This window comes from Algoriphagus yeomjeoni (genome assembly GCF_003259505.1).
Taxonomy (GTDB): Bacteria; Bacteroidota; Bacteroidia; order Cytophagales; family Cyclobacteriaceae; genus Algoriphagus; species Algoriphagus yeomjeoni.
In genome coordinates, this window is the sequence record NZ_QLLK01000004.1 from 319,516 (window position 1) to 333,459 (window position 13,944).

At 40.5% G+C, this 13,944-nt stretch carries 15 protein-coding genes; 10 read left to right on the plus strand and 5 right to left on the minus strand.

What is annotated here, in order from left to right:
* Window positions 1-199: 199 nt before the first annotated feature.
* The 3 genes from LV83_RS08780 (at window position 200) to LV83_RS08790 (ending at window position 3,775) form a co-directional block, all read left to right on the plus strand.
* A complete protein-coding gene (locus LV83_RS08780; RefSeq protein WP_111611175.1) occupies window positions 200-1,492 on the plus strand; it encodes an acetyl-CoA hydrolase/transferase family protein in 1,293 nt (430 codons plus the stop codon).
* 83 nt (window positions 1,493-1,575) lie between these two features.
* Window positions 1,576-2,922, plus strand: coding sequence for a sugar porter family MFS transporter (locus LV83_RS08785; protein ID WP_111611176.1), 1,347 nt, complete (start codon window positions 1,576-1,578; stop codon window positions 2,920-2,922).
* Window positions 2,912-3,775 (plus strand): carbohydrate kinase family protein, encoded by an 864-nt coding sequence (locus LV83_RS08790; RefSeq protein WP_111611177.1) that lies wholly within the window; start codon window positions 2,912-2,914, stop codon window positions 3,773-3,775. Before LV83_RS08785 ends, LV83_RS08790 begins: the two co-directional genes overlap by 11 nt.
* An 80-nt stretch (window positions 3,776-3,855) precedes the next feature.
* Here the strand turns inward: LV83_RS08790 and LV83_RS08795 are convergent, their stop codons facing one another.
* From LV83_RS08795 to rsmA, 5 genes are all read right to left on the minus strand, one after another.
* Entirely contained in the window at window positions 3,856-4,248 is a 393-nt protein-coding gene (locus LV83_RS08795; protein ID WP_111611178.1) for an HIT family protein, read from the minus strand.
* Between the two features lie 42 nt (window positions 4,249-4,290).
* Window positions 4,291-4,764: a transcription elongation factor GreA gene (gene greA / locus LV83_RS08800; protein ID WP_111611179.1), complete on the minus strand. Its 474-nt coding sequence runs from the start codon at window positions 4,762-4,764 to the stop codon at window positions 4,291-4,293.
* Window positions 4,765-4,915: 151 nt separating this feature from the next.
* Window positions 4,916-5,851: a 2-hydroxyacid dehydrogenase gene (locus LV83_RS08805; protein ID WP_111611180.1), complete on the minus strand. Its 936-nt coding sequence runs from the start codon at window positions 5,849-5,851 to the stop codon at window positions 4,916-4,918.
* Window positions 5,852-5,862: 11 nt separating this feature from the next.
* Window positions 5,863-7,230: a magnesium transporter gene (gene mgtE, locus LV83_RS08810; RefSeq protein WP_111611181.1), complete on the minus strand. Its 1,368-nt coding sequence runs from the start codon at window positions 7,228-7,230 to the stop codon at window positions 5,863-5,865.
* Complete coding sequence (gene rsmA / locus LV83_RS08815; RefSeq protein ID WP_111611182.1) at window positions 7,217-8,002, minus strand: 16S rRNA (adenine(1518)-N(6)/adenine(1519)-N(6))-dimethyltransferase RsmA; 786 nt, start codon at window positions 8,000-8,002, stop codon at window positions 7,217-7,219. The genes mgtE and rsmA overlap by 14 nt, the downstream gene beginning before the upstream one ends.
* 121 nt (window positions 8,003-8,123) lie before the next feature.
* Between rsmA and pdxA the strand changes: the two genes are divergently transcribed.
* The 7 genes from pdxA (at window position 8,124) to accC (ending at window position 13,799) form a co-directional block, all read left to right on the plus strand.
* Window positions 8,124-9,146 (plus strand): 4-hydroxythreonine-4-phosphate dehydrogenase PdxA, encoded by a 1,023-nt coding sequence (pdxA, locus tag LV83_RS08820; protein ID WP_111611183.1) that lies wholly within the window; start codon window positions 8,124-8,126, stop codon window positions 9,144-9,146.
* Window positions 9,147-9,255: 109 nt separating this feature from the next.
* The gene (locus LV83_RS08825) at window positions 9,256-9,822 is read left to right on the plus strand and encodes a YceD family protein (protein ID WP_111611184.1); all 567 of its coding nucleotides are present in this window, start codon (window positions 9,256-9,258) and stop codon (window positions 9,820-9,822) included.
* A gap of 18 nt (window positions 9,823-9,840) precedes the next feature.
* On the plus strand, window positions 9,841-10,032 hold the full coding sequence (gene rpmF / locus LV83_RS08830) for a 50S ribosomal protein L32 (RefSeq protein ID WP_057938136.1): 192 nt from the start codon (window positions 9,841-9,843) through the stop codon (window positions 10,030-10,032).
* 227 nt (window positions 10,033-10,259) lie between these two features.
* Window positions 10,260-11,258 (plus strand): beta-ketoacyl-ACP synthase III, encoded by a 999-nt coding sequence (locus LV83_RS08835; protein WP_111611185.1) that lies wholly within the window; start codon window positions 10,260-10,262, stop codon window positions 11,256-11,258.
* 28 nt (window positions 11,259-11,286) lie between these two features.
* A complete protein-coding gene (efp, locus tag LV83_RS08840; protein ID WP_111611186.1) occupies window positions 11,287-11,850 on the plus strand; it encodes an elongation factor P in 564 nt (187 codons plus the stop codon).
* 95 nt (window positions 11,851-11,945) lie between these two features.
* A complete protein-coding gene (accB, locus tag LV83_RS08845; RefSeq protein ID WP_111611187.1) occupies window positions 11,946-12,425 on the plus strand; it encodes an acetyl-CoA carboxylase biotin carboxyl carrier protein in 480 nt (159 codons plus the stop codon).
* Between the two features lie 24 nt (window positions 12,426-12,449).
* On the plus strand, window positions 12,450-13,799 hold the full coding sequence (accC, locus tag LV83_RS08850) for an acetyl-CoA carboxylase biotin carboxylase subunit (RefSeq protein ID WP_111611188.1): 1,350 nt from the start codon (window positions 12,450-12,452) through the stop codon (window positions 13,797-13,799).
* Window positions 13,800-13,944 lie beyond the last annotated feature (145 nt).

Here is a 13,944-nt window from a genome sequence, read left to right on the forward strand (position 1 = left end):
CAAAACAGGCTTCAAACCCATTTTCTCAGCAGACAAATATAGTAATTTTAAAGGGGCTTCACTTCCGCGATTGGGTGAAAAACAAAATATTATTTGGCTTAATTGATTCATAAATTTTCTACGCTAATCTATTTTTTGATAATTTTTCCGACCTTGGAATCTGTCCATTACTAGTTTACTACTCTTAATTTTTACTGCCATGATCAACTATGTCACGCCAGAAATTGCTGTTTCTTCTATCCAGAGTCATCAACGAGTATTTATCCATGGAAGTGCAGCGACACCGACGACTCTACTTCATGCGTTGGCTGACAGAAAAGATGAACTCAATAACGTTGAAATAGTCGCCATTACTACCTTGGGAGATATGCCTTTAGTTTCTGATGACTGTAAAAAGAGCTTTTACATGAATTCTCTTTTTGTATCACAAAATGTGCGAGGGGCTGTCAATTCTGAGCATGGGGGGTATGTTCCAATTTTTCTAAGTGAAATCGGTCATCTTTTCCGGCAAAATATTCTCAAAATAGATATTGCCATTGTGCAGGTTTCGGAGCCAGATGCACATGGATTTTGCTCACTTGGGACTTCTGTGGATGTAGCCAAGCCTGCCGTGGAAACTGCTCGGACTATCATAGCGCAAGTGAACAAGCAAATGCCAAGAACGCATGGAGATGGGCAAATTCATATCTCGAAATTTCATGCGGCAATTTATGTGGATGAGCCACTTCCTGTGGTAAATTATGGTGAAAAGATAACAGAAATAGAGCGCCAAATTGGAAACCATTGTGCTTCCCTGATCGAAGACAGATCTACACTGCAAATGGGAATCGGTGCTATCCCGGATGCTGTGCTAGATTCACTAAAGCAGCATAAGGACCTTGGAATTCATACAGAAATGTTTTCAAATGGAATCTTGGGACTTCTCAAATCCGGTGCTATTACCAATAAATACAAGAAAAAACACCCCGGTAAAATAGTCTCTTCTTTCGTCACTGGCTCGAAAGAATTATACGATGCCATAGATGATAATCCTGAATTTTCATTCCATGAAGCCGCCTATTTGAATGATACTGCTGTCATTCGTAAGAACCCTAAAGTCATCTCCATCAACAGTTGCGTAGAAATGGATCTCACAGGCCAGGTATGCGCAGATTCCATTGGTAGCTATCAATACTCCGGTGTAGGCGGGCAAATGGACTTCATGCGCGGTGCTTCACTTTCTGAAGGAGGCAAGCCCATTATGGCCATGACTTCGGCTACTCGAACAGGAACTTCCAAAATAGTCCCTTTCCTAAAAGAAGGTGCTGGCGTGGTCACCACAAGAGCGCACATGCAATACGTGGTGACGGAGTACGGTATGGTCAATCTTTATGGTAAAAACTTACGTCAGCGTGCTTATGAGCTGATGAAAATCGCTCATCCCGAGCACAGAGAAACTCTCGAAAAAGCTATCGTAGAGAGGTTCGGCAGTTTTATTTACCCTTTTCGATAAAATCAAGGCAAATTGATTCAGTTAGTTTTGATTTATTCCGCTTCTCTCTAGATTAGCAAACTAAAAACAACCCAAAACAGCTAATGACTTCTAAACAATACGCCTTTTTTATCTCAATCACAGCTGCATTGGGCGGCTTTTTGTTTGGATTTGATACTGCAGTAATATCAGGTGCAGAGCGAGCCATTCAGGATATTTGGAAATTAAATGATCTCACACATGGTCTTGCCATAGCAATGGCGCTTTATGGTACCGTAATCGGCGCCTTGTTTGGAGGTATCCCAGCAGATAAATTTGGGAGAAAAAAGAGTTTACTCTGGATTGGAGCCCTGTATCTAATCTCTGCAATTGGATCAGGAATGGCTCCAGATGAGTATTCCTTTATGTTTTTTAGATTCATTGGGGGCTTGGGAGTTGGTGCTTCTTCCGTCGTTGCTCCTATGTATATCTCTGAAATAGCGCCTGCCAAAAACAGAGGATTACTCGTAGCACTTTATCAATTCAATATCGTGTTTGGTATCCTGATGGCTTATTTGTCAAACTACCTGATAGGCACAGCGGAAATTGCAAACGACTGGCGCTGGATGCTTGGGATGGAGGCAGTTCCTGCGTTGATTTATACTGTAATGATATTCAAAATACCGGAAAGTCCACGCTGGCTAATTGCCAAGTTCAACGATCAGGTAAAAGCAAGAGAAATCCTAACCAGAACTGATCCAGAGGGAGTAGATGAAGCTATTCGACTGGCAATAATTGAAGAACAAACTATCAAACAGAAAGGAAGTTTTGCAGCTTTATTCAGCAGAGCGTTTTTATCCACCACCATGCTGGCAATATTTATCGCCTTTTTCAACCAAGTTTCCGGCATCAACGCAATCATATATTTTGCTCCAAGAATCTTTGAAATGGCAGGCATCTCAACCGAATCAGCGCTTTTCTCCACTATTGGAATAGGCGTGGTGAATCTGCTGGCGACCTTTGTTGGATTGTATTTGATAGATAGAATCGGTAGAAAAAAGCTAATGTACATCGGGTCGATGGGCTATATCCTTTCTCTTTCTCTTATGGCCTACAATTTTCTAGTAGGAGGAATTGACAACTTCTGGTTACCTATATTTATTTTTACGTTTATAGCCTCCCATGCGGTAGGTCAAGGAGCCGTGATTTGGGTTTTCATTTCTGAGGTTTTCCCCAATGAACTCCGCGCATATGGTCAATCCATCGGAAGTTTTACCCACTGGATATTCGCTGCAGTGATTGCCAACGTCTTTCCATATTTTGCCAATCAATTTGGACCAGGATATATTTTTGCTTTTTTCGCTTTGATGATGGTTTGGCAGTTACTCTGGGTGAAATACAAAATGCCAGAAACCAAGGGAAGATCCTTAGAAGAAATTCAACAAGACTTACATAATACCAATGCAGCATAAAGTAGTCATATTCGGAGAGATGCTTTGGGATTGCTTACCATCTGGTCCAGTACCTGGCGGAGCCCCTATGAACGTTACGCTTAATCTCCACCAGCTTGGGCTGAAATCAAGATTAATCTCCGCCATAGGCAATGATATTGACGGACAAAAGCTTCTAGACTTTTTAGAAACGTTTAACCTACCAGTTGATCTGATTCAGGTAAATGAAGAGCATGAAACCTCAAAAGTTTTGGTAAATGACGACGATCCCGAGAATATCAAGTACACCATCGTCTCTCCAGTGGCTTGGGATTTTATCCAGTGGAATAATGAAATAGATGAGGCTGTTGCTACTTCGGATGCTTTTGTCTTTGGAACACTTGGAGTTCGAAACTCTGCAAGTCTAACAACCTTACTCAGGTTACTTCATCATAAAACCTTACGCATCTTTGATGCGAATTTTCGTCCTCCCTTTTATGATTTTGAGATCATAGAAAACTTATTGGGTTTTACAGATATTCTAAAAATCAACGAGGATGAGTTAGAGATTTTTGCGGATTATTTTAATGTATCGCCAAATATAGAAAGCGTCTGTAACTACTTGGATGAGCATTATCCGATGGATTTGATCTGCGTTACACTAGGTTCGAAAGGAGCCTTAATCTATAAAGGCGGTAAAATAGTCTCTCATAAAGGATACAAAGTACAAGTCGCGGACAGCATCGGTGCAGGAGATGCGTTTTTGAGTGGCTTTATCAAAACCTATTTGGAAAAATATCCATTAGATCAGGTTTTGGACTTCGCCTGTAAACTTGGAGCTTTTGTAGCAAGCAAAAAAGGTGGGACACCGAGGTATGAGGTTTCTGATATATAAAGTATTCAGTCGCAGTATTCAGTCCTATGTAGAATATAGAGTAACACTGAACACTGACCAGTGAGACTGAAAACTAAATCCTAAAACCCACTTTTAATCGTCTCAGCAATCTCCGACAGTTCATCCTTACTTAATTTCAGCTTAGGACGATTGAAATTAATATCATCAATACTTCTTAGCGGTACTAGGTGCACGTGTACATGGGGAACTTCCAATCCAATCACAGCGACACCTACACGAGTGCACTTTATCGTTTTATCTATGGCTTTTGCTACTTGCTGCGCAAAAAGATGTAATCCTGAAAGTACTTCAGGTTTCAAATCAAAAATGTAATCTACTTCCTGTTTGGGAACCACCAACACATGTCCTTTGACCAAAGGCATGATATCTAGAAAAGCAATGTAATTTTCATCCTCGGCTACGATGTGACCGGGAATTTCTCGATTGATTATTTTTGTGAATATTGATGCCATAATCTGTAAAAATAAAAATCCCGACGTATGCCGGGATTAGTTTTAGAAAGTAATATCTAATATTTCGAATTGTAGAGTTCCTGCTGGAGCTTTTACTTCAGCGATATCTCCCACCTTTTTTCCTACTAGGCCTTTTCCAAACGGAGAACCCAAGGAAATTTTGCCTGCTTTCAAATCAGCCTCCTGCTCAGATACCAAGGTGTAGCTGACGGTCATTCCATTCTTAACATTTTTGATTTTGACAGTAGTCAATATCCCAACTTTGGAAGTATCCAACTGAGAGCTATCCAAAACTCTAGCATTACCTACTACAGCCTCTAACTTGGCGATCTTAAGCTCCAAGTGACCTTGGGCGTCCTTTGCCGCATCATATTCTGCATTCTCACTCAGGTCGCCTTTATCTCTTGCCTCTGCAATCTGCAGGGAAATATCAGTTCTCCCTTTAGTTTTAAGCATTTGAAGTTCGTCCTTCAATCTCTTTAGGCCCTCTTCAGTATAATATTGTATTTCTCCCATAATCTACTCTGTTATAAGCTACAAAAACAAAGTAACGGTCGCAAGACGTGACCGTTACCTTGTTTTTAGCTTGAATTTGATGAACAAAGATAGCAAAAGCTTTGAAACAAAGCAAAGCATGGTTTCTTGTCACACGCTTTTAAAAACCCAATTAACAGGCCGTAAACGCCTTTTTAATCCTTTTGGCTAAAACTTTATTAATCTTCTCGTAGGATTCAAAAGTCCAGCCGGCCACATGTGGACTAAACAACACATTATCTCTTGCCGCCAATTTCTCAAACTCAGCCTTTTGCTCAGGAGTAAACTTTTGAAACTTCTCATTTTCCAAAACATCCAGCAATGCTCCTCGCAAAATCCCTTGATCAAGTGCTTCATTCAACGTCTTAAAACTGACCACTTCTCCCCTAGCTGTATTAATCAGCCAAAAAGGTTTAGCGAAACTTTGCAGCTCTTTTAGTGTAAAAAAATTCTTGGTCTCAGGAGTAAGCGGAACATGAATACTCAGGATATCAGCTTCGGCTTTCAACTTTTCCCACATCACTTCTTGGACGAAATCATCAGCAAAGTCCAACTTGTACTTATCATATGCCAGAATATTTACATGAAATCCTCTAAGTCTATGAGCAAATGACTTGCCCATATTTCCAAATCCCATGATCCCAACGGTCTTACCCATCAGCTCATGACCACGATTTCCTTCTCGATCCCAGATACCCTTTCGAACTTCCTGATCAGCATTTTTTACATTATTAAAAAGTGCCAAAAGCATCCCCACAGCATGCTCTGCTACTGCATCCCGATTTCCTTTGGCTGCATGGAAAAGCTTGATACCCTTTTCCTCCATATACTCCAAATCAATTTTATCTAACCCCGCTCCTGCTCTTCCTATGAATTTAAGGTTGGTAGCTTTCTCCAACAGCTCTCGATCCATAGGAGTTTTGGAACGAATGATCAATCCATCATATTCAGCGACGGTTTCTACAATTTCCTCTCGTGTGATTTCCGGAGAATACTCGACTTCATGTCCTTCTTTCTGAAGTAGGGGCATGATACTTTCGTGCATTTCGTCAATGATAAGAATCTTCATTTTTCTACTAATTATATGTGCAAAAGTGACATAGCTACCAAAAAGTAAACAGCAAGACCTATCAGATCATTTGCTGTTGTGATAAAAGGTCCAGAGGCCAAAGCAGGATTAATCCCTATTTTATCCAGTATGATCGGTGTGATTGTTCCCATAAAGGAAGCAAGAAGTACGACTGAAAATAGGGCTATTGAGACTACCATGGCAAATGATACGTCGGTTTTATAAAACAGCACGACCACACCAAAGACAAATGTGGCCAGAATCAATCCATTTAAAATCGCTACTAAAAGCACTTTCAGAAATCTTTTGGCCATGGAATCATCAAAAATAGATTTACTGGCAAGAGACTGCACGACTATAGAGGAAGTCTGAATCCCTACATTCCCGCCAGTTGCAGTGATCAACGGGATGAAAAAGGCAAGTGCAGTAACCTTACTTAGCCCTTCTTCAAAAAAGCCAATAAATCCAGCACCAAGTAGTCCACCGCAAATTCCTATCAGTAGCCAAGGGAGTCTAGCCTTGGAAAGCTTGATAACACTGTCATACTCATCGACGGTATCAGATATACCTGTCATTGCCTGAATATCTTCCTCGGCTTCCTCACGGATTACATCTAGAATATCATCGACTGTAATTCTCCCAACCAACTTATTCTTACTATTTACCACTGGTAGTGATTCCAAATCATACTTTCGCATGACCTCAGCCACCTCTTCCTGATCCATGTAAGTAGGCACTGAGATCACTTCTTCCTCGTAGATATCTTCAATTTTGGTTTCGTCTGAAGCCAGTACGATGCGCTTCAGCGATACAATTCCCATCAATTGCTGTCGATTATTCACAACAAAAATGGAATAGATCTTACTTACATTTTCTGCTTGTCGCCGAATCTCATTGATAGTCTGAACGACATTCCAGTTTTTATTGGCCCGGATATATTCCTTTGCCATAATACCACCGGCAGTGTCTTCATCGTAGCGTAGGAGTTCGAGGATTTGATCTGATTTTACCTTATCCTGGAAATGACTGATAATATCTTCCCGTTCTCTTTCGAGAAAAAGGTTTAAAATATCGGCACCATCATCCGAGTCCATCAACTCAATCAGATTAGCCATTTCCTGTACTTCCAACTCCTTCAGTACCCGATGCTGATTAGTCGCTTCCAGCTCTATAATAATATCAGCCGCCAATTGCGCATCCAATACCCGCAGCACAAAGATTGACTCAGACATGGACAACTCATCGAGCAAGGCAGCAATATCAGCCACATTGACCCCATCAAGCGACTCTTGAATGAAGTTCAAGTCCTCTGCTTCAATTGCCTGCTGTAGGCTTTCTAAGTACTCCTTCGAAAGTTCAAACTGCTTAATGATTTCCACGGGAAGCTTCGATAGTTTGGGTTAAAAATATGAATTCTGCTACGTCCAATTGCTCGGCGCGCAAATTCAAAATAGGATTTGAATTAAACTCCTCAGGAAGATTAAAAGGCTTGAGACAGTTGCGAAGAGTTTTTCTTCTATTACCAAATCCTGCCTTAACAACCTGTTTGAAAAGCTTTTCGTTGCAATCTAATTTATCAGTGGCATTTCTAGTAAGCCGAATAACACCAGAATTGACTTTCGGAGGCGGGTCAAATACATGCGGAGGAACGGTAAACAGATATTCTATATCGTAAAAAGCCTGAAGTAATACAGACAAAATTCCATAGTCTTTATTTCCTTTTGGCGAAGCAATGCGTTCAGCGACTTCCTTCTGAAGCATGCAAACTACCTCAGTCACTTGATCTTTTACCTCCAGAACTTTAAAGAAAATCTGGGAGGAAATATTGTAGGGAAAATTACCTGCGATGGCAAACTTATCGGTAAAGACTTCTTCAAGATTCATTTTGAGGAAATCTCCTTCGATAATCTTATCTCCAAGTTCAGGATATTTTTTGTGTAGGTAAACTATAGATTCTTTATCAATATCGATTAGATATAAATCCAGATTTCCCTTCATCAGGAAATCCGTCAGCACACCCATACCAGGTCCTATTTCCAGAACCTTAGCTACTTCGTTGTGCCCTTTGACCGCTTGCGCTATTTGCTCCGCAATACTCAAATCGGTCAAAAAATGCTGTCCCAAGTGTTTCTTGGCTTTGACCTTTTCCATCGGTTAGCTCAGATAAATTTTTATAAATTGCAATCTCAAAATTAAGAGAATAATTCTAAAGGACTAGCTTACACGAGGAGGCTTGACCAAACCTTAACACCTAGTCCACATTATACTTTATATGCATCAACGAAAGATCAAACCCATTATCGGAATAAGCATTGGCGACCTAAACGGAATAAGTGTAGAAGTCACCATGAAGGCCTTACTAGACAATAGAACATACAAGTCATTTACCCCGCTGATATACGCGCATGGTAAAGCGCTGACTTTTTATAGGAAACAGCTTGGCCTTGACGATTTCAATTTTGCTCAGATCAGAAGCATAGATGAGATTCAGCACAAGCGCATCAATGTAATCAATGTATCGGAAGAATGTCCCGAGGTAATTCCAGGAGTAGAAACTCAGGAAGCAGGGAAATTTGCTTTGGAAGCATTGAAAATGGCTGTAGCTGATCTGAAGGAAGGAAAAATACAGGCTTTAGTAACTGCCCCATTAAATAAAAACAACGTCAATTCTGAAGAACTGCACTTTGTAGGACATACCGAATTCATCACTCAGGCAGTAGGATCAAAAGAAAGTTTGATGCTAATGGTTGCCGAGCAATTTCGAGTGGGATTGGTTACGGGTCATGTGCCTTTGGCAAAAGTGGCTGAAAATGTCACGCAAGAGCGAATCATCCAAAAAGCCAATATTCTTCTCAAAACCTTAGAAAAAGACTTTGGTATCAATAAGCCAAAGATTGCCATTTTAGGACTAAACCCTCACGCGGGTGAAGACGGTCTTTTAGGCGAAGAAGAAGAGCAAATTATCAAACCTGCAGTTCATGCCTTGAAAGACCAGAACAAAATGGTTTTTGGTCCCTATCCAGCAGATGGATTCTTCGGAATGGCCCACCAGACTAAGTTTGATGGTATTTTGGCAATGTACCATGACCAAGGGTTGGTACCCTTTAAATCCATGGCATTCAGCACGGGAGTCAACTTCACCGCTGGATTACCCGTAGTAAGAACTTCGCCTGATCACGGCACTGCTTATAATATAGCAGGAAAAAACATCGCAGATGAAGGCTCTATGAGAGCAGCAATTTTCCTGGCAGCAGACATTATTCAACAACACAACCCGCAGGAATCAGAGGATTGAGAAGGAAAAACGGAGATTTATTGAACAGAACCAAAGATTATTTCAAAATCTCTTTCATCCTTTTATAATAATTCACTATTTTTGCGGTCTTAAATCGAGAGGAGGTATCGTGAAATTCTGGCGAACATTTGATATTGAGGTCATTAAGTTCCTCGAAGGCATCCACGAAATTGACTTCGAAATTGGAGATTCATTTTTCCAACACTTCGAAGACAACGAACTTGTAGAAAAAGGCAATTTGATCGTACGGATCAAAATGAAAGTCGGAGCCAACTTAATTGAAATGGATTTTCATATTGCGGGGAAAGTAACCTTGACTTGCGATAGAAGTCTGGAGCCTTTTGAACAGCCGTTGGACTTCCATGAAAAAATGATTTATAAGTTTGGTGCTGAGGAAAAAGAAATTGACGAAGATGTAATCATGATTACTCGTGATACACCGAAAGTCAATGTTGCTCAGCTGATTTACGAATTTATTTTATTGGCTTTGCCTCTAAAAAAGATTCACCCCGATTATAGAAATGAAATGGATGATGAGGAATACGAAGGAGAAGGAATCTACGCTTATATAGATGGGCAAGATTCGGACGACTCAGAAGATTCAGATTCCAGCGAAGATAATAAACCAGTTGATCCTAGATGGGATCTTTTAAAAAAGTTAAAAAACAAGGAATAATCATAAACCACGCATAAAATGGCACATCCTAAACGAAAAATTTCGAAAACCAGAAGAGATAAGAGAAGAACTCATTACAAATTAGAGGCTCCAGGTTTGGCTAAATGTCCTACTACAGGCGAAATGCACCTTCCACACAGAGCTTTCTGGTTGGACGGTAAATTGTACTACAAAGGACAAGTTATCATTGAGAAAGAAATATTGGCTTAATCAGTCATCTGAATATTATAAAAATCCATTCGCTAATTGCGAATGGATTTTTTTTTAGCCCTAATTAAAACAGCTTGTTAATCAAGCCTATTACCTTCCATTAATGGATTTCTTTTGGTAGAGAATGACAATTGTAATATTTTTGCCTTCCTTACAGGATAGAATACATCCATAACAAATAGTTTTAGATGATTGTAAATTGATCATCTTACCTTAAACCAAGCATAATGGACAAACTCAGAGCCATGATCACCGGAATACAAGGTTACGTTCCGGAATACAGGTTGACCAACAAAGAACTTGAGGAGCTCGTGGAGACAAACGACGAGTGGATAGTCTCAAGAACTGGCATAAAAGAAAGAAGAATACTTAAAGGAGAAGATCAAGGAACATCTGTAATGGGTGCTGCAGCGGTAAAAGGTTTGTTAGAAAAAACAGGCATAGACCCTTTAGATGTAGATTTGATTATTTGTGCCACTGTCACACCCGACATGCCTTTTCCTGCTACTGCAAATATCATTGCTGATATGGTTGGAGCTAAAAACAGCTTCAGCTTTGACATAGGAGCCGCTTGTTCAGGCTTTCTTTATGCTTTGCAAATGGGTAGCCAATTCATACAAACTGGAACGCACAAGAAAGTAATTGTAGTAGGCGCTGATAAAATGTCTTCTATCGTCAATTATAAAGACAGAACAACGTGTATACTTTTTGGAGATGGTGCAGGGGCAGTAATGCTAGAGCCAACAACTGAAGATCTAGGAATAGTGGACGCTATCCTCAAATCAGATGGTTCTGGAGCGCCATTCTTACATATGAAAGCTGGAGGAAGTCGAAGACCAGCTACTCATGAAACGTTAGATGCCGATGAGCATTTTGCTTTTCAAGAAGGTTCTTCAGTTTTCAAGTTTGCTGTCACCAATATGGCAGACGTCAGCGCAGAGATTATGGAGAAAAATGGATTGACTAGCGATGATATCGCTTGGCTTGTACCTCACCAAGCAAACCTTAGAATTATCAATGCCACGGCCAATCGCATGGGAATCGGATCAGATAAGGTGATGATGAATATTGAAAAGTACGGTAACACTACTGCTGCGACAATCCCGCTTTGCCTTTGGGACTATGAAAGTCATTTGAAGAAGGGTGACAATTTGGTATTAGCTGCTTTTGGGGGTGGATTCACTTGGGGATCTATCTATTTGAAGTGGGCCTATGACCCGAAATAAGTTAAAATAAATAACACGATAATACTATATGGCTAGTACTGCAGATTTTAAAAACGGACTTTGTTTGGTCATGAACAATGACATCTACACGATTACAGAGTTTCAGCATGTCAAACCTGGAAAGGGCCCTGCATTTGTAAGAACAAAAATGAAAGGCATCACCTCAGGCAAAACACTTGATAAAACATTCAGTGCTGGGGAAAAGGTAGAAACAGCCAGAGTGGAAAAAAGACCACATCAGTTTCTATACAAAGATGACTTGGGTTTTCACTTCATGGATACCAACACGTTTGAGCAAATTACGCTACAAGAAAACCTGCTGGAAAGAGCTAATTTGATGAAAGACGGTCAACTTTGTGATATTTTGATTCACGACGAAACAGAAACTCCCCTTGCTGTGGAGCTACCACCTTTCGTGGAGTTAATGATCACTTACACAGAGCCAGGAATCAAAGGAGATACAGCTACAAATGCTTTAAAACCAGCAACTGTAGAAACTGGAGCTACTGTAATGGTACCTTTATTTGTAGAGCAGGATATCATGATCAAGGTTGATACTCGCGACGGTTCTTACTCAGAAAGAGTAAAATAAGTAACTTAGGCTGTGTGATTTTCTTAAATTACACAGCTTTATTCTTTTTAACCCATTTATAAAATTGCCTTTTGGCACATCTAACTAATAGACCTATGAAAGCAAAAGAGATTCAGGAGTTGATCGATTACATCTCCAATTCTGGTTTGGCGGAAGTTAAAATCAAGACTGACGAGTTTGAACTTTCTATTAAAAAATATGCTGATTCTTCAGCTCAGAGAATGGTAGAAGTATCCGCACCTGCTCCGGTAGCAGCACCAACACCTTCACCTGCTCCTGCTGCAGCGCCTGCTCCGGCGGCATCCCCCGCTCCTGCTGAGGCTCCTTCAAACTTAGTAGAGATCAAATCTCCAATGATTGGAACCTTCTACCTTACATCAAGCCCAGATGCTGATCCATTTGTAGCTGTTGGTGATTCCGTAAAAGCAGGAGAAACAGTTTGTATCATAGAAGCAATGAAGCTTTTCAATGAGATCGAATCAGAAATTTCCGGTAAAATCGTCAAAATCTTGGTGAGCAACTCTACTCCAGTAGAATATGATCAGCCGTTGTTCCTTGTAGATCCAGCAGGTTAATTTTTTCACCCAAAATAAAAAGCTGTGTTTAAAAAAATACTAATTGCCAATAGAGGTGAAATTGCCCTAAGAATCATCCGCACCTGTAAGGAGATGGGGATAGAAACTGTAGCAGTTTATTCCACTGCGGATAAAGACAGTTTACATGTCAGATTTGCTGATGAAGCTGTGTGCATAGGTCCGGCACCGAGCCGAGAATCCTATCTAAACATCCCAAGAATTATTGCTGCTGCAGAAATCACAAATGCCGATGCAATTCATCCTGGTTATGGATTCCTTTCAGAAAATGCTGAATTTTCTAAAATCTGTGAAGAATACGGGATCAAATTCATTGGTGCCAGCGCCGAGATGATCAATCAAATGGGTGATAAAGCTACGGCTAAAGCAACCATGAAAGCTGCTGGCGTTCCTACTATCCCAGGTTCTGAAGGGATCTTAGAGACAATGGAACAAGGAATCAAGCTAGCCAATGAAATGGGCTATCCTGTTATTCTAAAAGCAACTGCCGGTGGTGGTGGACGTGGTATGCGGATTGTGAAGGAACAAGCGGGATTCAAGAAAGCTTGGGATGACGCAAGAATGGAATCAGGCGCTGCATTCGGAAATGATGGCCTCTATCTTGAGAAATACGTAGAAGAACCACGCCATATTGAGATCCAAGTTATTGGAGACAAAACTGGAAAAGCATGTCATCTATCTGAGCGTGATTGCTCAATCCAAAGAAGACACCAGAAACTGGTCGAAGAAACCCCTTCCCCATTCATCACGGATGAGTTGAGAGAAGAAATGGGTAAAGCTGCCATCAAAGGAGCCGAAGCTATTGGATACGAAGGTGCAGGAACTGTAGAGTTTTTGGTTGATAAGCACCGCAACTTCTTCTTTATGGAGATGAATACCCGTATTCAGGTAGAGCATCCAATCACTGAGGAGGTTACTGATTTTGACTTGATCAAAGAACAAATCAAAGTAGCTGCAGGTGAAACAATCTCAGGAAGAAATTACTATCCTAAGCTTTATGCGATGGAATGTAGAATCAATGCGGAAGATCCTTCCCATGGCTTCAGACCTAGCCCAGGAAAAATCCAGAACCTGCATATTCCAGGTGGGCGTGGCGTAAGAATCGACTCTCATGTTTATGCAGGATATATAATCCCTCCTAACTATGACTCCATGATTGCAAAGCTGATCGTGAGTGGCCAATCTAGGGAGGAAGTAATCGTGAGGATGAAAAGAGCACTAGAAGAGTTCGTGATCGACGGTATCAAAACCACCATTCCTTTTCATATCGCATTATTAGAAGATGAGCAATTCAAAGCAGGAAATTTCACGACTAAGTTCCTGGAAGACTTTGACTTCTCTGTGATTAAAGGATAATTCGAAATACTTACATTAAACAAAAAAAGCTGCCCATCTGGACAGCTTTTTTTGTTTAGAGAAACTATTGCTATTTCAAATTAAAAATCCGATACAGGTTTTTTCTAAAAATCACGAAACAATCTTCTATTAAATAATATTTTAG